Genomic DNA, 18,752 nt, shown 5'->3' on the forward strand with positions numbered 1-18,752 from the left:
CTCTGTCAACTTGCCCTTACACTCGGAGCGGCATGGACGCCGCAACGCTCGCCCCCCCGCGCCTTCAGGATGACCCCCGACCACATGCGGTGGTGATCGGCGCCGGCTTCGGTGGCCTCGCCGCCGCGGTGCGGCTCGGGGCGCGAGGCTTCCGCGTCACGGTCCTCGAGCGGCTCGACCAGCCAGGCGGCCGCGCCACGGTGTTCCACCAGGACGGGTTCACCTTCGACGCCGGCCCGACCATCGTCACCGCCCCGTTCCTTCTCGAGGAGCTCTGGTCGCTCGCCGGCCGCCGCTTCGCAGACGATGTGACCCTCGTGCCGATGGACCCGTTCTATCGCATCCGGTTCCATGACGGCGCCGTGTTCTCCTACTCCGGAGACCCTTCGGCGATGCGGGCGGAGGTCGCGCGGTTCTCGCCGGCCGACGTTCCGGGCTGGGAACGCTACATGCGGCTGTCGGCCGAGACCTGCCGCATCGGCTTCGAGGAGCTCGGCCACGTTCCGTTCGGCTCGCCGCTCGACATGCTCCGCGTGGCGCCGGACCTCATCCGCCTCAAGGCATGGAATAGCGTGCACGGCGTGGTGGCGGAGCATTTCCGCGACGAGCGGCTTCGCGCGGTGTTCAGCTTCCACCCGCTTCTGATCGGCGGCAATCCGTTCTCCGCGCCCTCCGTCTACTGCCTGATTGCCGCGCTCGAGCAGCGCTGGGGCGTCCATTCTGCGATGGGCGGAACGGGCGCGATCGTCGCGGGCCTCGTCTCGCTCATCGAAGGCCTCGGCGGTGCGGTGCGCACCGGGGCGGAAGCGGAGGAGATCCTGGTGCGCGACGGCCGCGCCCGCGGCGTGCGGCTCGCCGGCGGCGAGACGATCGCCTCCGACATCGTCGTCTCCAACGCCGATGCCGCCTTCACCTACGGCACGCTTCTGCGACGGCAGAAGAGACGTCGCTGGACGGACGGGCGGCTCTCCCGCGCGCGCTACGCGATGAGCCTGTTCGTCTGGTATTTTGGCACGCGCCGGCGCTACGAGGATGTCGGCCATCACACGATCCTGCTTGGGCCGCGCTACCGTGCGCTTCTGTCCGACATCTTTCGCCGGAAGGTCCTGGCGGAGGATTTCAGCCTCTACCTCCACCGCCCGACAGCGACCGATCCGGCTCTTGCCCCGGAAGGCTGCGACAGCTTCTACGTCCTCTCGCCTGTGCCCAACCTGCTCGGCAAGACGGACTGGACGGAGGCGGCCGAACCCTACCGGCAGGCGATCGAGGCGTCGCTCGAGGCGACGATGCTGCCTGGGCTCTCCTCGTCGATCGCTACGTCCCGCGTCATGACGCCGCTCGACTTCCGTGACCGCTACCTCTCCCGCCACGGCGCGGCCTTCGGCCTCGAGCCCGTGCTGCTGCAGAGCGCCTGGTTCCGCCCGAACAACCGGAGCGAGGAGGTCGACGGGCTCTACCTCGTCGGCGCGGGCACCCATCCGGGCGCAGGCATACCGGGCGTTCTCTCCTCCGCGCGCGTCCTTGACACGGTCGTTCCGGGGCCGGAGGTCTTCGCCCGTGCGTGAGGCAGACCTCGCCGCCTGCCGCGCGCTGCTGCGCGACGGCTCACGCAGCTTCCACACCGCCTCGCTCGTCCTGCCCCACTCCGTCCGCGCGCCAGCGACCGCGCTCTACGCCTTCTGCCGCCTCGCCGACGATGCGATCGATGGCGACCGCGGAAGCCCCGCCTCCCTTGCGCGCCTCGCGGCGCGGCTCGCGCGCGTCTACGAGGGCCGGGCAGACAAGCACCCGGCAGACAGGGCCTTCGCGGCCGTCGTCGAGGACCATGCGCTGCCGCGCGCGCTTCCCGAGGCGCTTCTCGAGGGCCTCGCCTGGGACGCCGAAGGACGCCGCTACGCCACGCTGTCGGAGCTGAACGCCTACGCCGCCCGGGTTGCCGGCTCGGTCGGCGCGATGATGGCGGTGGTGATGGGCGTGCGAGACCCCGCGGCCATCGCCCGCGCCTGTGACCTCGGCGTAGCGATGCAGCTCACCAACATCGCCCGCGATGTCGGCGAGGATGCGCGGATGGGGCGGATCTACCTTCCGCTCGGCTGGCTCGAGGAGGCGGGAATCGCGCCCGCGCGGTTCCTTGAGCGGCCCGGCTTTTCTCCTGCGCTCGGCGCGGTGGTGGCGCGGCTGCTTGCCCATGCCGATGCGCTCTACGACCGCGCTGCCCCCGGCATAGGCGCGCTCCCGCTCTCCTGCCGCCCGGGCATCGGCGCGGCGCGGCTGATCTATGCCGAGATCGGGCGGGAGGTCGCGCGGCGACGGCTCGACAGCGTCTCCTCCCGCGCGGTGGTTCCGGGAAGGCGCAAGGTCGCGCTTCTCGCGCGCAGCCTCGCCGCGGCGCCGCTCGCCACGACGGGGCCTGGCCTTGCCGCCCCGCCGCTCGCGGAGACGCGCTTCCTCGTCCAGGCCGTCACCGCCGGTGCGGCGCCGCGCCTTGCGGGTCCGCTCGCCCGCATCACCTGGGTGATCGGGCTGTTCGAGAGGCTGATGCGCGAGGACAGGCTCAGCCGAAGCGGCGCCTGACGCGGAAGGGAGGCGGGATGCGCTATATCGTCGGGCTCGTGTTCTTCGCCGCCGGCGCGGCCTTCCTGTACTCGGCGCTCGGCCGCCGCCGTCGCGTCATCGCCGCGGGGCCGGATGCTGCGCCGAAGCTCCACCCTTCTCTCCAGGCACTGGGCGACACGATGCCACCCCTGATCGTGCTCGCCCTCGGAATCGTCGGCGCGAAGATGGCGCTCGCCTTCGTCGTGTCCGGCGCCGAGCGGCACCTCTCCTATCTCGACCTGCTCGGCTTCCTGTTCCTGCTCGCTGCCTATGGAAGCTGGGTGGTGATCCGCGCGCGCTATCGCGAGGCGGCGCCGGCGAAGCGATAGGGGCCTTGGGCGGTTTCGCGCCCACCGTCAACTTGGATTGACACACCTCAACGCCTGACCGTTCCAGCACCGCTACCGGTAGAGAGCCGGCGCGCCGCCGGCCACGAACGTCCGGAGGGTCCATGCGCGTCGTCCTCATGCATCCGAACTATCATTCGGGCGGTGCGGAGATCGCCGGGAACTGGCCGCCTGCCTGGGTGGCCTATCTCGCTGGCTACCTGAAGGCGGCCGGCCATACCGATATCCATTTCGTCGACGCGATGACCAACCACCTCTCCGACGACGAGGTGCGCGAGGCGATCCGACTGCTCAAGCCCGACATCGTCGGCGCGACGGCAATCACGCCCGCGATCTACAAGGCCGAGCAGCTTCTCGCCATCGCCAAGGAGGTCGACCCCTCGATCGTGACGGTGCTTGGCGGCATCCACGGCACCTTCATGTATCCGCAGGTTCTGCACGAGGCGCCCTGGATCGATGCGGTGGTGCGCGGGGAGGGGGAGCAGGTGTTCCTCAACCTCGTCACCACCGTCGCCGAAGGCCGCTGGCCGGCAGAACGCGCCTCGGTGAAGGGCATTGCCTATGCCGAGGACGGCAAGGTGGTGGCGACCCCGGCCGAGCCGCCGATCGCAGACATCGACCGCGTGAGCCCCGACTGGGGCATCCTCGACTGGGGCAAGTACATCTACATCCCGATGGGCGTGCGGGTGGCCATCCCCAACTTCGCGCGTGGCTGCCCCTTCACCTGCTCGTTCTGCTCGCAGTGGAAGTTCTGGCGCGACTACAGGGTGCGCGACCCGAAGAAGGTGGTGGACGAGATCGAGACGCTGGTCCGCGACCACCAGGTCGGCTTCTTCATCCTCGCCGACGAGGAGCCGACGATCCACAAGAAGAAGTTCGTACAGTTCTGCGAGGAGCTGGTCGCGCGGAACCTGCCCGTTCTCTGGGGCATCAACACGCGGGTGACCGACATCCTGCGCGACGAGGCGCTGCTGCCGCTCTACCGCCGCGCCGGGCTCGTGCATGTCTCGCTCGGCACCGAGGCCGCCGCTCAGCTCAAGCTCGACCGGTTCAACAAGGAAACGACGATCGCGCAGAACAAGAAGGCGATCGACCTGCTGCGCGCCAACGGCATCGTCGCCGAGGCCCAGTTCATCGTCGGCCTCGAGAACGAGACGGCCGAGACGCTCGAGGAAACCTACCGCATGGCGCGGGACTGGAACCCCGACATGGCGAACTGGGCGATGTACACGCCCTGGCCCTTCTCCGACCTGTTCCAGGAACTCGGCGACAAGGTCGAGGTGTTCGACTTCGAGAAGTACAATTTCGTCACGCCCATCATCAAGCCCGACGCCATGGACCGTGCCACGCTGCTCGACCGCGTGATGCACAACTACCGGCGCTTCTACCTGAACAAGACGCTGTTCCACTACCCGTGGATCAGGGACAGGACCAAGCGCAGGTACATGCTCGGCTGCCTCAAGGCCTTCGCCAAGTCGGGATTCCAGAGGACGTTCTACGACCTCGGCAAGGTGGGATACTGGGGGCCACAGTCGAAGAAGAAGGTCGATTTCGCCTTCGATGCCTCGCGCACGCTCGACGCCCAGGCCGCTGCCGCGCCGGCGAATGCGATGTGGAAGACGATGCACCACCGCAAGAAGGGCGGCGGCACCGTGCGCGAGGGCGCGATGGTGAAGGCCTGCGGCGGCGGCACCGAACAGCTCGTCGAAAGTGGCGAGGCCGCGCCGCGTGGCTGAGGCGCAGGCGCTCGATGCGGCCGGCATCGCCCTCGCCTCGGGTGCCGCGCGGATCGGGCCGAACGCGATCATTCAGCTCGCGGCCGCGCTGGCGGAGGAACATGGCGAGGCGGCGGCCTCTGCCGTGTTCCACCGCGCCGGGCTGCCGGGCTGGCTCGACCATGCGCCCGGCGCGATGGTTCCCGAAGCCGATGTCGCCGCGCTGCATCGAGCGCTCGTCGAGCATGTGAGCGAGCCGGAGGCGCGCGGTGTGGCTGCCTCGGCCGGGAGGAGGACGGCCGCCTATCTCCTCGCCAACAGGATTCCCGGCGCCGTGCAGGGTCTGCTCAGGCTGCTTCCTCCATGGCCTTCGTCGCGCGTCCTGCTGCGCGCGATCGGCCGCAATGCCTGGACCTTCGTCGGCAGCGGCACCCTCTCGGTCGCGGCCGGGCATCCGATCGTGGTGACCATCTCTGGCGGGCCGCTTCGCGCTGCAGGCTCGGGCGCGCCGTGCGTTGCCGCGTACTACGCCGCAACCTTCGAGGGCCTGTTCCGCGCCCTCGTGCACCCAGAGGCGCATGCCGCGGCGCTGAGCCGGCTGACGGAGACGAACGGCAGCTGCGCCTTCTGCCTTAGCTGGGCACCGCCGCAGGCCTCGCTGGTGCGGTGACTTGCGCGGCTTGCCGGCACGGCCATCTGCCAGCGCATGGAAGAGGGGTTCCTGACCACGCTCGCGCGGCATGAATGGCTCATCATGCTTCTCATCCCGCTCGGCCTCCTGCTCTGGGAGTGGCGGAACATCCGTCGCGAGATCCGCCGCGCGCGCGAGGCCGAACGCCGCGAGGGCTGATCAGCTGCGCCGCGGCATCCGGAACGGCAGGAGCATCTTCACCCAGGCGCTCGAGAACCGGTCGAGATCGAGGCTCTCGTGCACGGCCGTCGCCTCCGCGCCTAGAAGCCGCGTGGTGACGACCGACCGCGCGTAGAACGGCGTATCCTCGAGCGTCGCCGCCACGCGCGCGTCGCCCCCTTCGCCGTGGCTCGACCGGCGGATTCGCCAGATCGTGGTGGACGGCAGCGCCGCGGGCGGAGGCAGATCGATCGGCGCGAGCGTGCCGTCCCGCAGCGCCTCGAGCGCGAGCGTCATCCGCGAGCCGTCGCGGCGCCACGCGTCATACAGGATCGCGGCCCTGCCTCCCGCATCGGCGCGCGACCAGTCCCACCGCGAGAAGCCCTGCTCGAGCGGCGCATCGCCCTGGTTGCTGTCGAGATAGCCATGGCCGGCCCAGGAGAGGGAGGGCTCCTCGAGCCGAACCTCCACCCGCGCGCGGGGGCTGAGCGGCGTCCAGCGATGCAGGCCCGGAGCGTCGAGCGGGAAGGTCCGCCCGCCTAGCGCCTCCGGCAGCAGTCGGATCGTTCCGCGAAGCCGGCGCGGCAGCGGCGCAGAGCGCTCGTCGAACCGGACGGTCAGGGCCGAGCCGTCCCAGGCCATCGAGCTGGGCCCGACCGCGAAATGCTCCACCGAGCGGGCCAGCGCGCCGCGGCCGCGTTCCGTCATCGCCCAGCGCCGGGCGGGGCCGTAGAGCGCGACGTTCAGTGCGACATGGTTCTCGGGCTCGGCGCGCCCCCGCGCGCGCCGCCAAGCGTAGTAGGGGGAGAACACCGAGCCGACGAAGCCGATGATCGTGAAGCCGTGGACGCCGTCGTCGCTCAGCCCGTCGAGATACCACCAGAGATACCCGCCCGGCCGAACCCGCGCGTCGAACCGGAGCGCAGGCGAAGATGTTCCGCCGCCGCCGCCGCCGCGATCCTCCCCGACAGCGCCGCCATCGGCACGCCCGGGCCCGGATGGATGCTGCCCCCCGCAAGGAACAGGCCCGGAAGCCGCGTTCTCGCCCCCGGCCTCTGGAACGATGCCGCCCAGCCGTGCAGCGCCCGGCCGTAGAGGGCTCCCCCCGTCGCCGGGAACATCGCGTGGAAGGTCGCGGGGGTCGTGACCACCCGCTCCACGGTCGAGAGGCTCAAGCCCGCCCGGGCCAGAAGGCCGAAGGTTCGTTCCTCGCATTGTGCGATCTCCGAGGGGGATGGGGCGCCGCGGTCACCGGTGGCCGGGGCGTTGACGAGGACGAGGAACCGCTCGGCCGCGTCGGGGGCAGGGACGCCGCCGGCGCCGCGATCCTGCGCGCAGACATAGATCGTCGGGTCGTCTGGCAGCCTCGCCTGACCGACGATCTGGTCGAACTCGGATCGATAGTCCTCTGAAAAGAAAACATTATGATGCAAAAGCGGAAACCCTTCCGCCTTGGCCGCGAGGCTCCACGTCACCGCGGAGAGGGACCGTGGCGGCGCCTCCCCGGCGGTTGCGGAGGCTGCGCCGTCGCCGAACCGCCCCTCGCGCAAGGCGGCATGGTCGACATTGGCGATGACGGCGTCGGCCTCGATTGCCTCGCCGCTCGCGAGGCGCACCCCGCAGGCGCGGCCAGAGCGTTCGAGGATTGCCGCAACATCAACGCCATACCGGAAGATGCCGCCATGATGGGACACCGCCCCGGCAAGGGCGCGGGCGATCCTGTGCATGCCCCCCTGGACCGCCCACACCCCTTCCTGCTCGACATGCGCGATGAGCATCAGCGTGGCCGGGGCAGCAAAGGGCGAGGCGCCGCAATAGGTCGCGTAGCGGCCGAAGAGCTGGCGCAGCCGACCGTCCCGGAAGTGCCTGCCGAGCTCGTCCCATAGCGTGGCGAAGGGTGAGATGCGCATCAGCCCAGGCAGTCCCCGCACGCCGACGCGCCTGGCGAGCCCGATGGGCGAGGGCAGCTCGTCCGTCATGAAGCTGTCCTCGAGCGTGCGGTAGATCTCGCCAGCGCGGACGATGAAGTCGCGATAGCCGCGTGCCTCCGCCGCACCCGCGAAGGCCCCGATCGCCTCCTCGCTCGCGCCCCTGTCTGCATGGAGGTCGAGCCGCGCGCCGTCCCGCCAGGCGTGGCGGGCCAGAACGTCGAGCGGCTCGGTGGGCACGAGCGCGCCGAAATCGACCCCGGCCTCGGCGAACAGCGCCTCCAGCACCCAGCGCATGGTGAACACGGTGGGACCGGAATCGACCGGGCGGCCGGCGACCATGACCTCCCGCATCTTGCCGCCCGGGGCGGCGGCGCGCTCGAGCACGGTGACGCGGGCGCCCTGGCGGGCGAGGTCGAGCGCGGCGGCGAGCCCGCCCATTCCGGCACCGATCACGACGACATGTCGTTCCGCCATTCCTGCCGTTGCTCCCCCTGTGCCGGATCGTTGCGGGAAAAAGTCGTTGACGCGAGTGTCAGGACAAGATGACAGTCTATACCGACAACGAAGCGTGACGCACCCTCGTCCTTGGCTTCGTTCCTGCGGGAGGCGCTGGCCCATGGATGCCATCACGCGGATCGAACGGGCGCTCGGCGCCGCTCTGTCCTGCACCGAAACAAGAGGCTCGCCGCCGCGTCTCGGCGAGGCGATGCGCTATGCCGTGTTCCCACGCGGCTCGCGCGTCCGCCCCCGGCTCTGCCTCGCCGTCGCCTATGCCTGCGGCGACGACATCCCCGCGATGGCCGATGCCGGCGCGGTGGCGATCGAGCTTCTGCACTGCGCATCGCTCGTGCATGACGACCTTCCCTGCTTCGACGATGCCGAGATGCGCCGCGGCAAGCCTGCGCTGCATCGCGCCTTCGGCCAGCCGCTCGCGGTGCTCGCGGGCGACGCGCTCATCATCGCCGCCTTCCAGGCGATCGCCCACGCCTCTGCCCTCGCGCCCTCGCGCGCGGCCGCGCTGATGCTGACCATCGGCGACAGCGTCGGCATGCCGTTCGGCATCGTCGCGGGCCAGGCCTGGGAGTGCGAGGACGAGGTCGATCTGGAGGAATACCAGAGGCAGAAGACAGGCTCGCTCTTCGCCGCCGCCGCCGTCGCGGGAGCAGCGTCTGCCGGCGCCGACGCCGAGCCGTGGCGCCTGTTCGGCGAGCGGCTTGGCGAGGCTTACCAGGTCGCCGATGACCTCTCCGACGCGGTGTCGGAGGACGGCGAGAGCGGCAAGACCAGCGGCCGCGATGTCATGCATGGCCGGCCCTCTGCCGTGCGCAGCCTCGGCATCCAGGGGGCCGTGCGCCGGCTCGAGGAGCTCACGGAGGCGGCGGCCGATGCGGTGCCTGCCTGTGACGGCGCCGAGGCGCTGAAGGCGCTGATCCGGCTCGAGGCGCGCCGCCTGCTTCCCGGCAAGCTCGCGCTCAGCGCGGCCTGAGCCGTGGCGGCGCTCTCCCGCGAGGCGCCGCCCGCAAGGCCGATGCCGCTCCTCCGCTCCGCTATCGACCGTTTCCTCTCCTGGCGCGACGGGCGGATCGCCGATCCGCGCTTCCGCGCCTGGGCGGCGCGGTTTCCGCTGACACGGCCGAAGGCGCGCGCCGAGGCCCGTGCCCTGTTCGATCTCTGCGCCGGCTTCGTCTACTCGCAGGTCCTGCTTGCCTGCGTGCGGCTCGACCTGTTCGAGGCGCTCGCGCGCGGCCCGCTTCCTCAATCCACGCTCGCCGCACGATCGCGGCTCTCGCCGGAGGCGATGCAGCGACTCGTCGACGCGGCCGCCTCGCTGCGCCTGCTGCGGCGCGACGGCGCGGGGGGCGTCGCGCTCGGGCCCCTCGGCGCTGCGATGGTCGGCAATGCCGGGCTTGCAGCGATGGTGGAGCATCACGCGCTCGTCTACCGCGACCTCGCGGATCCGCTCGCGCTGTTGCGCGGCGAGCATGGCCAGGCGGCGCTCGCCGGCTACTGGCCCTACGCGGCCGATGGCCCGCACGCCGCGCTCGGCGATGCCGACGTTGCGCCCTACACGGCGCTGATGGCCGCCACGCAGCCGCTCGTCTCGGCGGAGGTGCTCGGCGCCTACGATTTCTCGCGGCACCGCACGCTGCTCGATGTCGGCGGCGGAGACGGCAGCTTCCTCGAGGCGATCGGCCGCGCCAACCCGCGGCTGTCCCTGATGCTCTTCGACCTGCCCCCGGTGGCCGAGCGCGGGCGGCAGCGACTCGAGGCCGCAGGCATGGGGGGGCGATTCCGTGCCTTTGGCGGATCGTTCCTCGAGGATAACCTCCCTCGCGGCGCAGACATCGTCTCGCTCGTGCGGGTGATTCACGACCACGACGAGGCGCGGGTTGCGCGACTCCTCCGTGCCGCGCGCGAGGCGCTGGGCCCCGGCGGCACGCTGCTGATCGCCGAACCGCTCGCCGACACGCCGGGCGCCGAGCCGATCGGGGCGGCCTATTTCGGCTTCTACCTGCTCGCCATGGGGCGCGGCCGGGCTCGTTCTGTCGAGGAAATCAGCCGGCTTCTGCGGGATGCCGGCTTCGCCCGCACGCGCCGGGCGCCGACACGCACACCGCTGCTGACCGGCCTCATCGTCGCGGAAACGGCATGAACCGGGCCGTCATATGTCAATCTTGCTTGACCATCCGAACCGTCAAGTTAAACTGACACTCAAGTGAGGCAATCCGACAAGCAGCCTGCATCCGCGGGCAGAACGCTCCGGCTTCGTGCCGAACGGGGAGAGAAATCGTCAGTGGACACACTCGCTGTCCTCCTGAAAGCGCCGCAGGAGTTGGCCCTCAGCCGGCTCCCCCTCGTCGATCCGGGCGAGGACGACGTCGTCGTCGATGTCGAGTGGAGCGGCATCAGCACGGGTACGGAACGGCTCCTCTATACCGGCCGGATGCCGCCCTTCCCCGGCATGGGCTATCCCCTGGTGCCTGGCTACGAGTCGGTCGGCCGCGTCGTCGAGGCCGGCCCGCGCGCGGGGCGGGATGTCGGCGCGCGGGTGTTCGTTCCGGGCGCCCGCTGCTTCGGCCCCGTCCGTGGGCTCTTCGGTGGGGCCGCGCAGCGGCTCGTCGTTCCCGGAACGAAGGTGCGCCCGATCGACGAGCGGCTTGAGGAGCGGGGAGTGCTGCTCGCGCTCGCCGCCACAGCCCGGCACGCGCTTGCCGCCCCTGGCGCACCGCTTCCCGAGTTGATCGTCGGACACGGCGTGCTCGGCCGGCTGATCGCGCGGCTGGTTCTTGCCCTCGACGGCAAGCCGCCCACGGTGTGGGAAACCAACCCGGTGCGTGCGGACGGCGCCGAGGGCTATTCCGTGGTCGACCCGATCGAGGACGAGCGGCGGGACTATCGCTGCGTCATCGATGTCAGCGGCGACGCCACCATTCTCGACACGCTCGTCGCGCGGCTTGCGCCGGGCGGAGAGGTCGTTCTCGCCGGCTTCTACTCCGATCGCCTCTCCTTCGCCTTTCCGCCCGCCTTCATGCGCGAGGCGCGGCTGCGCGTCGCCGCGGAATGGCGCGAGGGCGACATCGAGGCAGTGACCGCGCTGATCGCCGAAGGGCGGCTCTCGCTCGACGGTCTGATCACCCACCACGAGCCGGCGGAGCGGGCCGATGCGGCCTACCGCACCGCTTTCGGCGACCCAGCCTGCCTGAAGATGATTCTCGATTGGAGGGCGTGCCCATGAACGTGACCGTCGGCGCAAAGCCGGTTCCCTCCGCCCAGGCAAGCCAGGCCGAGGCCCTGCGCGCAGAAGCCTCGATCGAGCCCGATGCCCCCGTCACCTCCGAGCCGAAGAAGGAGACGCAGATCATCGCGATCTACGGCAAGGGCGGCATCGGCAAATCGTTCACCCTCGCCAACCTCAGCTACATGATGGCGCAGCAGGGAAAGCGCGTGCTGCTCATCGGCTGCGACCCGAAGAGCGACACTACGTCGCTGCTTTTCGGCGGCCGCTCCTGCCCGACGATCATCGAGACCTCCTCGCGCAAGAAGGCGGCGGGCGAGCAGGTGATCATCGGCGATGTGTGCTTCAAGCGCGACGGCGTGTTCGCGATGGAGCTCGGCGGGCCCGAGGTCGGCCGCGGCTGCGGCGGGCGCGGCATCATCCACGGCTTCGAGCTGCTCGAGAAGCTCGGCTTCCATCAGTGGGACTTCGACTACGTCCTGCTCGACTTCCTCGGCGACGTGGTGTGCGGCGGCTTCGGCCTGCCGATCGCGCGCGACATGTGCCAGAAGGTCATCGTCGTCGGCTCGAACGACCTGCAGTCCCTCTACGTCGCCAACAATGTCTGCTCTGCGGTCGACTACTTCCGCAAGCTCGGCGGCAATGTCGGCGTCGCCGGCATGGTGGTGAACAAGGATGACGGCACGGGCGAGGCCGCCGCCTTCGCCGCAGCGGCGGGCATTCCCGTTCTCTCGGCGATCCCCGCGGATGACGACATCCGCCGCAAGAGCGCGTCGTACGAGATCATCGGCAAGCCGGGCAGCCCCTGGGCGCCGATGTTCGAGGAGCTCGCCCGCCAGGTGGCCGAGGCGCCGCCCGTGCGCCCGACCCCGCTGACCCATGACGCGCTGCTCGGCCTGTTCAAGGGCGAGGCGGTCGGACGCGGCGTCACGCTCGACCCCGCGACGATGGAGGACATGTGCGCGGCCGAGCTGGTCACGAAACCCTCCCTCGAAGTCGTCTACGAGGGGGCGTGAGGGCATGAACGCCGTCTCGCAACCGAAACAGGCCGCTCCGCCCGCCTCCGAGGGCGGCTGCCATGGCGGGCGCGAGACCATGCGCGAGGCCGCGCGCGCCGCCGGCAAGTCCGAGGCGCTCGACCGGCTTCAGGCGGACTATCCGCAGGGCCCGCACGACCAGCCGCAATCGATGTGCCCGGCCTTCGGCTCGCTCCGCGTCGGGCTTCGCATGCGGCGGGTGGCGACGATCCTCTCGGGCAGCGCCTGCTGCGTCTACGGCCTCACCTTCACGAGCCACTTCTATGGCGCGCGGCGCACGGTGGGCTATGTGCCGTTCAACTCAGAGACGCTCGTCACCGGCAAGCTCTACGAGGACATCCGCGAGGCGGTGCACCAGACGGCGAAGCCCGAGGAGTACGACGCGGTCGTCGTCATAAACCTCTGTGTGCCGACCGCCTCGGGCGTGCCGCTCGACCTCCTGCCGAAGCAGATCGACGGCGTGCGGATCATCGGCATCGACGTGCCTGGCTTTGGTGTGCCGACGCATGCCGAGGCGAAGGACGTGCTCGCCGGCGCGATGCTCCGCTACGCCCGGAACGAAGCGGAGGCAGGCCCCGTCGCCCGGCCGCGCAACCTCGCCGAAGGCGTACGCAGCGTCGCCCTGATCGGCGAGCTCTTCCCCGGCGACCCGCCAGGCGTTGCGGCGCTACTCGCACCGATGGGCCTCGGCATCGCGCCGCAGACGCCCGCGCGCGAGTGGCGCGATCTCTACGCAGCGCTCGACTGCGAGGTCGCCGCCGCCGTGCATCCGTTCTACGTCGCGAGCGTCCGTGAGTTCCGCGCCGCGGGCCGCCCCGTCGTCGGCTCGGGCCCTGTGGGGCTCGACGGCACTGCGTCCTGGCTCGAGGCCGTCGCCGCCGCGGCGGGCGTCGAGCCCGCCGCGCTCGATGCAGCGAAGGCCAAGGCGCTGCCCGCGATCAAGGCCGCGCTTGCGGCGAGCCCGATCGCCGCGCGCGTCACCATCTCCGGCTACGAAGGCTCCGAGCTCCTCGTCGCGCGGCTTCTTGTCGAGGCAGGGGCAGAGGTGCCGTATGTCGGCACGGCCTGCCCGCGCACGGAATGGTCCGACCCCGATCGCGAATGGCTCGAGGCGCGCGGCACGCACGTCCAGTTCCGAGCCTCGCTCGAGCAGGACATCGCGGCGATGAAGGACGCACGGCCCGATCTCGCCGTCGGCACCACGCCGCTCGTGCAGAAGGCCAAGGAGCTCGGCACGCCCGCGCTCTACTTCACCAACATGGTCTCGGCCCGGCCGCTGTTCGGCCCTGCCGGTGCCGGCGCGCTTGCCGCGATCGTCGCCGCGCAGACCAAGGGGGCCGAGCGCTTCAAGCGCATGGTCGGCTTCTTCGAGGGCGTCGGCACCCCCGATGGCGCCGGCTACGGGTTTTCCGGCAAGCCCGTCGATCCGCCCGGCTTCCGCGAACGGCAGAAGAAGCTGCGCGCGGCGAAGGCGAAGTCCGAAGAAGCGGTGGGGACCTGAGCGATGCTCGTTCTCGACCATGACAGGGCTGGCGGCTACTGGGGTGCCGTCTACGCGTTCAGCGCGGTGCGCGGCCTGCGCGTCGTCATCGACGGGCCAGTCGGCTGCGAGAACCTGCCGGTCACCGCGGTCCTGCACTACACCGATGCGCTTCCGCCGCATGAGCTTCCCGTCGTCGTCACCGGCCTCGACGAGGACAGCCTTTCGCAGAACGGCACGGAAGGAGCGCTGAGGCGCGCCGCCGCGACGCAGGACGCGGATCTTCCCGCCGTCGTCGTCACGGGCTCGATCGCGGAGATGATCGGCGGCGGGGTGACGCCGGAAGGGTCGAACCTGCAACGGTTCATTCCCCGCACGATCGACGAGGACCAGTGGCAGGCGGCCGACCGCGCGATCAACTGGCTGTGGACGGAGTTCGGCGCCAAGCGCACGAAGATCCGCCCGCGCAAGGAGCGCAAGGAAGGCGAGAAGCCCCGCGTCAACATCATCGGGCCGATCTACGGCACGTTCAACATGCCCTCCGACCTCGCCGAGATCCGAAGGCTGGTCGAGGGGATCGGCTGCGAGATCAACCTCGTCTTCCCGCTCGGCAGCCATGTCGAGGACATCGCGAAGCTGCCGGATGCAGACGTGAACGTCTGCATGTACCGCGAGTTCGGTGCACGCCTCTGCGAGACGCTGGAGCGGCCCTGGCTGCGCGCCCCGATCGGGCTGTTCGCGACGACGAACTTCCTCCGCACCCTCGGCGAGCTCGCCGGTGTCGATCCCGAGCCGTTCATCGAGCGTGAGAAGCACACCACGATCAAGCCGATCTGGGATCTCTGGCGCAGCGTCACGCAGGACTTCTTCGGCTCCGCCACCTTCGCCGTGGTCGCGACCGAGACCTATGCGCGCGGGCTTCGCCGTTTCCTCGAGGAGGAAATGGGCATCCCCTGCGCCTTCGCCTTCTCGCGCAAGCCAGGCGAGAAGCCTGACAACGCGGCCGTGCGTGCGGCAATGCGTGCGACGCCCCCGCTCGTCCTGTTCGGCTCCTACAACGAGCGCATGTATGCGGCCGAAGCCGGCGGCCGGTCGATGTACATTCCGGCCTCGTTCCCAGGCGCCATCATCCGCCGTGCCACAGGCACGCCGTTCATGGGCTACGCGGGCGCGACCTACGTCATCCAGGAATACTGCAACGCCCTGTTTGACGCGCTGTTCCACATCCTCCCCCTCGGCACCGATCTCGACCGCGTCGATGCGACGCCGGCGAGGCCCGCGCAGGCGGAGATCCAGTGGGACGCGGATGCGGCTGGGCTCCTTCAGGCCCATGTCGAGGCCGAACCGTTCCTTGTCCGGATCTCCGCCGCCAAGCGGCTGCGCGAGCGCGTGGAGGCCGAGGTACGCGCCTCCGGCACGCAGCGCATCGATGTCGGCCGCGTCCGGGCCGTGCTGGGCGAACCGCGCGAGGCGGTCCCGGCATGAGCCCTTCCTCCGACATGCGGCAATGCCGCCCCATTCGCACTCGGCCTTGCCGGGTCACGTCTCGTCCGTGGTGGTCACGGCGGTCCCTGCCGCGCGGGAGGTGCGCGGTAACGATAACCTGCAGGAGACTCCATGGCTGACAGGTTAGACAGTTCGCTGTCTGGGTTGACGGAGAACGAGGCTCGGGAATTCCACGGAATTTTCGTGCAGTCCTTCGTCATCTTCACGGTGATCGCGATCGTCGCGCACTTCCTCGTCTGGATGTGGCGTCCCTGGCTCCCGCCAGTGGGCGGCTACCGGGCGATGCTCGACACTGCGACCACGACCATCTCGTACCTGGTGTAGGAGGGGGATGCCATGTGGCGCATCTGGCTGATTTTCGATCCCAGGCGTGTCCTCGTCGGACTCGCTACCTTCCTGCTCGTACTGGCCCTGCTGATCCACTTCATCCTGCTCGGAACCGACAGGTTCAACTGGATCGAAGGGCCGCGGCCTGCTGCGGTGACGACGCAAGCGTCGCCTCTGCCGCCGTCTCGCTAGCCTACCATGCCCGGCTGCGGGCGGGCGGCGGGTCCAACCCCCCCGCTCCTCCGCAGCCGGGACCCGCAACGGAGAGGCCGACCCAACTCGACCTCGACACCCGGGAGTTTCGACAATGTCGATGCTCAGTTTCGAGAAGAAGTACCGAGTCCGGGGAGGCACCCTGGTCGGGGGAGACCTGTTCGACTTCTGGGTCGGTCCCTTCTATGTCGGCTTTTTCGGCGTCACGACGATGTTCTTCACGGTGCTCGGCACCGCGCTGATCATCTACGGCGCCGCGCTCGGCGGCACGTGGAATGTCTGGAAGATCAGCATCGCGCCGCCCGACCTTGCCTACGGCCTCGGCATCGCGCCGCTCAAGGCCGGCGGGCTGTGGCAGCTGATCACGGTCTGCGCGCTCGGGGCATTCATCTCGTGGGCGCTGAGGCAGGCGGAGATCTCGCGCAAGCTCGGCATGGGGCTTCACATCCCCTTCGCCTACGGCATGGCGATCTTCGCGTATTTCACGCTCGTCGTCATCCGCCCGGTCCTGATGGGCGCCTGGGGGCACGGCTTCCCCTACGGCATCTTCAGCCATCTCGATTGGGTATCGAATGTCGGCTACCAGTACCTGCACTTCCACTACAACCCGGCGCACATGATCGCGGTGAGCTTCTTCTTCACCACGACGCTGGCGCTCTCGCTGCACGGCGCGCTCGTTCTCTCGGCGATCAACCCGCCGAAGGGCCAGCCGGTGAAGACCGCGGAGCATGAGAACACGTTCTTCCGCGACACGATCGGCTACTCGATCGGCACGCTCGGCATCCACCGCCTGGGCCTCTTCCTCGCCCTGTCGGCCGGCTTCTGGAGCGCGGTCTGCATCGTGATCAGCGGTCCGTTCTGGACGCGTGGCTGGCCCGAATGGTGGGGCTGGTGGCTCAACCTGCCGATCTGGAGCTAGGGAGGGCGAGATGGCCGAATATCTGAACATCTTCACCCGGGTGCAGGTTCGCGGCCCTGCGTATCCGGGAGTGTCGCTGCCGCGAAGCGACGAGCCGCGAAGGGGAGTGCCGCGCTTCCTCCACCTCGCCGGCAAGCTCGGCGACGCGCAGATCGGGCCGATCTATCTCGGTTGGCTCGGCGTGCTCTCGCTGGCCTGCGGGTTCGTCGCCTTCGAGATCATCGGTCTCAACATGCTCGCCTCGGTGGGCTGGGACCCGATCCAGTTCGTCCGTCAGCTCTTCTGGCTGGCGCTCGAGCCGCCCGCGCCGCAATACGGGCTCTCCTTCCCGCCGATGGCGGAAGGCGGGTGGTGGCTGATGGCGGGGTTCTTCCTCACCGCCTCGATCCTGCTCTGGTGGCTTCGCGTCTATCGTCGCGCCAGGCAGCTCGGCATGGGCACCCATGTCGCCTGGGCATTCGCCGCGGCGATCTGGCTCTACCTGGTGCTCGGCTTCATCCGCCCGATCCTCATGGGCAGCTGGTCCGAGGCCGTTCCCTTCGGGATCTTCCCGCACCTCGACTGGACGGCTGCGTTCTCGATCCGCTACGGCAACCTCTTCTACAATCCGTTCCACGCCCTCTCGATCGTCTTCCTCTACGGATCGACGCTGCTCTTTGCGATGCACGGCGCGACCATCCTCGCCGTGAGCCGCTTCGGCGGCGAGCGGGAGATCGAGCACACCCTCGATCGCGGCACGGCGGCGGAGCGGGCCGGCATCTTCTGGCGCTGGACGATGGGCTTCAATGCCACCTACGAGTCGATCCACCGCTGGGCGTGGTGGTTCGCGGTGCTCTGCCCGCTCGCCGGCGGCATCGGCATCCTGCTTACCGGCACGGTCGTGGACAACTGGTACCTCTGGGCGGTCCAGCACGATTTCGCCCCGGCCTACCCGGCCGTGTTCCCGCCCTCGGCTGATCCGGCAATCGCGGCAGGAGTGGTGCGATGAACATCTTTCTCCAAAGCGGGCTGGGCGTTGCCGGTGTCGTTGGCGCCGCGATCGTCCTGCTCACCTTCGAGAGACCACCCGTCGAGACGGTGCAGCGCGGCTATCGCGGCACCGGAATGGAACTGGTCTATACCGAACGCGCTCTCGAGCGCATCTCGGCGGCCAACATCGTCCCCGAGGCCGACCCGCCGGTCGACCCCGTGGGGCAGCGGGCCTCGGAAGTGTACGAGAACGTGCAGGTGCTCGGCGATCTCGATGCCGGGCAGTTCATCCGGCTGATGGCGGCGATCACCGCCTGGGTGTCGCCGGAGCAGGGGTGCAACTACTGCCACAACCCCGAGAACCTCGCTTCCGACGACGTCTACACCAAGGTCGTGACGCGGCGCATGTTGCAAATGACCCGGGCGATCAATACCGACTGGCAGACGCACGTGAAGGAAACGGGCGTGACCTGCTACACCTGCCACCGCGGCCAGCCGATCCCGCGGCAGGTGTGGTCGACAGAGCCGGGGCGGAGCACGGCGATGCTCGCGGCCTCGGCGGGACAGAACGTCGTCTCGTCCTCGGCGGGCCTTACCTCGCTTCCGTATGACCCGTTCACGGCCTTCTTCCGCGACAGCCTGCCGATCCGCGTCAACGGCACGACGCCGCATGGGCCGAACAATCGCGCCTCCATCAAGCAGACCGAGTGGACCTACGGCCTGATGATGCACTTCTCGCAGGCCACGGGCGCGAACTGCACGAACTGCCACAACACGCAGAACTTCGCGTCCTGGAACGATGCGGCGCCGACGCGGATCTCCGCCTGGCACGGCATCCGGATGGTGCGCGAGATCAACAACGCCTACATCGAGCCGCTCACGCCGCTCTGGGCCGCGAACCGGAACGGTCCTCCCGAGCGGGGCTCGGCGACAATGTCGCGTCTCGGCCCGCATGGCGATGCGCTGAAGACGAACTGCGCGACATGCCATCAGGGTGCCTACAAGCCGCTGCTCGGCGCACCGATGCTGCGTGACTATCCGGAGCTGAACGCCGTCAGCCAGAACCCAACGACACCAAGATCCGCCGCGCTGGCGCCACGCTAGCCGGCTCCCTCTCCCTCGCTGGG

Annotated in this window: 19 protein-coding genes; 17 read left to right on the top strand and 2 right to left on the bottom strand. The window is 69.7% G+C overall.

All coding sequences use genetic code 11. The features are described 5' to 3' along the window. Window positions 1-32 precede the first annotated feature (32 nt). The 6 genes from crtI (at window position 33) to FIF60_RS21505 (ending at window position 5,507) form a co-directional block, all read left to right on the top strand. A complete protein-coding gene (gene crtI, locus FIF60_RS07050; protein ID WP_144185284.1) occupies window positions 33-1,565 on the top strand; it encodes a phytoene desaturase family protein in 1,533 nt (510 codons plus the stop codon). Then, the gene (locus FIF60_RS07055; RefSeq protein WP_239451528.1) at window positions 1,558-2,574 is read left to right on the top strand and encodes a phytoene/squalene synthase family protein; all 1,017 of its coding nucleotides are present in this window, start codon (window positions 1,558-1,560) and stop codon (window positions 2,572-2,574) included. Before crtI ends, FIF60_RS07055 begins: the two co-directional genes overlap by 8 nt. Before the next feature lie 17 nt (window positions 2,575-2,591). Then, entirely contained in the window at window positions 2,592-2,924 is a 333-nt protein-coding gene (locus tag FIF60_RS07060) for a hypothetical protein (RefSeq protein WP_144185288.1), read from the top strand. Between the two features lie 122 nt (window positions 2,925-3,046). Then, window positions 3,047-4,678 carry a magnesium-protoporphyrin IX monomethyl ester anaerobic oxidative cyclase gene (gene bchE, locus FIF60_RS07065; RefSeq protein ID WP_144185290.1) on the top strand — a complete coding sequence of 544 codons (1,632 nt, stop codon included), beginning with the start codon at window positions 3,047-3,049 and terminating at the stop codon, window positions 4,676-4,678. After that, complete coding sequence (bchJ, locus tag FIF60_RS07070) at window positions 4,671-5,327, top strand: bacteriochlorophyll 4-vinyl reductase (RefSeq protein WP_158639103.1); 657 nt, start codon at window positions 4,671-4,673, stop codon at window positions 5,325-5,327. Before bchE ends, bchJ begins: the two co-directional genes overlap by 8 nt. 36 nt (window positions 5,328-5,363) lie before the next feature. Next, on the top strand, window positions 5,364-5,507 hold the full coding sequence (locus FIF60_RS21505; RefSeq protein ID WP_158639104.1) for a hypothetical protein: 144 nt from the start codon (window positions 5,364-5,366) through the stop codon (window positions 5,505-5,507). Here the strand turns inward: FIF60_RS21505 and FIF60_RS07075 are convergent, their stop codons facing one another. Beyond that, window positions 5,508-6,320 (bottom strand): carotenoid 1,2-hydratase, encoded by an 813-nt coding sequence (locus tag FIF60_RS07075; protein WP_239451529.1) that lies wholly within the window; start codon window positions 6,318-6,320, stop codon window positions 5,508-5,510. A 47-nt stretch (window positions 6,321-6,367) separates the two neighbouring features. Beyond that, entirely contained in the window at window positions 6,368-7,912 is a 1,545-nt protein-coding gene (gene crtD, locus FIF60_RS07080; protein WP_144185294.1) for a 1-hydroxycarotenoid 3,4-desaturase CrtD, read from the bottom strand. A gap of 142 nt (window positions 7,913-8,054) precedes the next feature. Here crtD and FIF60_RS07085 point away from each other — a divergent pair, with 142 nt between their 5' ends. From FIF60_RS07085 to pufC, 11 genes are all read left to right on the top strand, one after another. Beyond that, window positions 8,055-8,924: a polyprenyl synthetase family protein gene (locus tag FIF60_RS07085; protein ID WP_144185296.1), complete on the top strand. Its 870-nt coding sequence runs from the start codon at window positions 8,055-8,057 to the stop codon at window positions 8,922-8,924. Window positions 8,925-8,927: 3 nt separating this feature from the next. Continuing rightward, entirely contained in the window at window positions 8,928-10,091 is a 1,164-nt protein-coding gene (locus FIF60_RS07090; RefSeq protein ID WP_239451530.1) for an acetylserotonin O-methyltransferase, read from the top strand. Window positions 10,092-10,232: 141 nt separating this feature from the next. Further along, complete coding sequence (bchC, locus tag FIF60_RS07095; RefSeq protein WP_144185298.1) at window positions 10,233-11,174, top strand: chlorophyll synthesis pathway protein BchC; 942 nt, start codon at window positions 10,233-10,235, stop codon at window positions 11,172-11,174. Continuing rightward, window positions 11,171-12,190, top strand: a complete 1,020-nt coding sequence (locus FIF60_RS07100; protein ID WP_144185300.1) for a chlorophyllide a reductase iron protein subunit X — start codon at window positions 11,171-11,173, stop codon at window positions 12,188-12,190. The genes bchC and FIF60_RS07100 overlap by 4 nt, the downstream gene beginning before the upstream one ends. A gap of 4 nt (window positions 12,191-12,194) precedes the next feature. Next, on the top strand, window positions 12,195-13,712 hold the full coding sequence (bchY, locus tag FIF60_RS07105) for a chlorophyllide a reductase subunit Y (RefSeq protein WP_144185302.1): 1,518 nt from the start codon (window positions 12,195-12,197) through the stop codon (window positions 13,710-13,712). Between the two features lie 3 nt (window positions 13,713-13,715). After that, window positions 13,716-15,176 carry a chlorophyllide a reductase subunit Z gene (gene bchZ / locus FIF60_RS07110; RefSeq protein WP_144185304.1) on the top strand — a complete coding sequence of 487 codons (1,461 nt, stop codon included), beginning with the start codon at window positions 13,716-13,718 and terminating at the stop codon, window positions 15,174-15,176. A gap of 132 nt (window positions 15,177-15,308) precedes the next feature. After that, window positions 15,309-15,521: a light-harvesting antenna LH1, beta subunit gene (pufB, locus tag FIF60_RS07115; protein WP_144185306.1), complete on the top strand. Its 213-nt coding sequence runs from the start codon at window positions 15,309-15,311 to the stop codon at window positions 15,519-15,521. A 12-nt stretch (window positions 15,522-15,533) separates the two neighbouring features. Beyond that, a complete protein-coding gene (gene pufA / locus FIF60_RS07120; protein ID WP_144185308.1) occupies window positions 15,534-15,716 on the top strand; it encodes a light-harvesting antenna LH1, alpha subunit in 183 nt (60 codons plus the stop codon). A gap of 115 nt (window positions 15,717-15,831) precedes the next feature. Next, window positions 15,832-16,656: a photosynthetic reaction center subunit L gene (gene pufL, locus FIF60_RS07125; RefSeq protein WP_144185310.1), complete on the top strand. Its 825-nt coding sequence runs from the start codon at window positions 15,832-15,834 to the stop codon at window positions 16,654-16,656. Between the two features lie 10 nt (window positions 16,657-16,666). Then, window positions 16,667-17,644 (top strand): photosynthetic reaction center subunit M, encoded by a 978-nt coding sequence (gene pufM, locus FIF60_RS07130; protein ID WP_144185312.1) that lies wholly within the window; start codon window positions 16,667-16,669, stop codon window positions 17,642-17,644. Beyond that, complete coding sequence (gene pufC / locus FIF60_RS07135; RefSeq protein ID WP_144185314.1) at window positions 17,641-18,729, top strand: photosynthetic reaction center cytochrome PufC; 1,089 nt, start codon at window positions 17,641-17,643, stop codon at window positions 18,727-18,729. The genes pufM and pufC overlap by 4 nt, the downstream gene beginning before the upstream one ends. Window positions 18,730-18,752: the final 23 nt, after the last annotated feature.

Source organism: Elioraea rosea, from assembly GCF_007644105.1.
GTDB classification, from domain to species: Bacteria; Pseudomonadota; Alphaproteobacteria; order Acetobacterales; family Acetobacteraceae; genus Elioraea_A; species Elioraea_A rosea.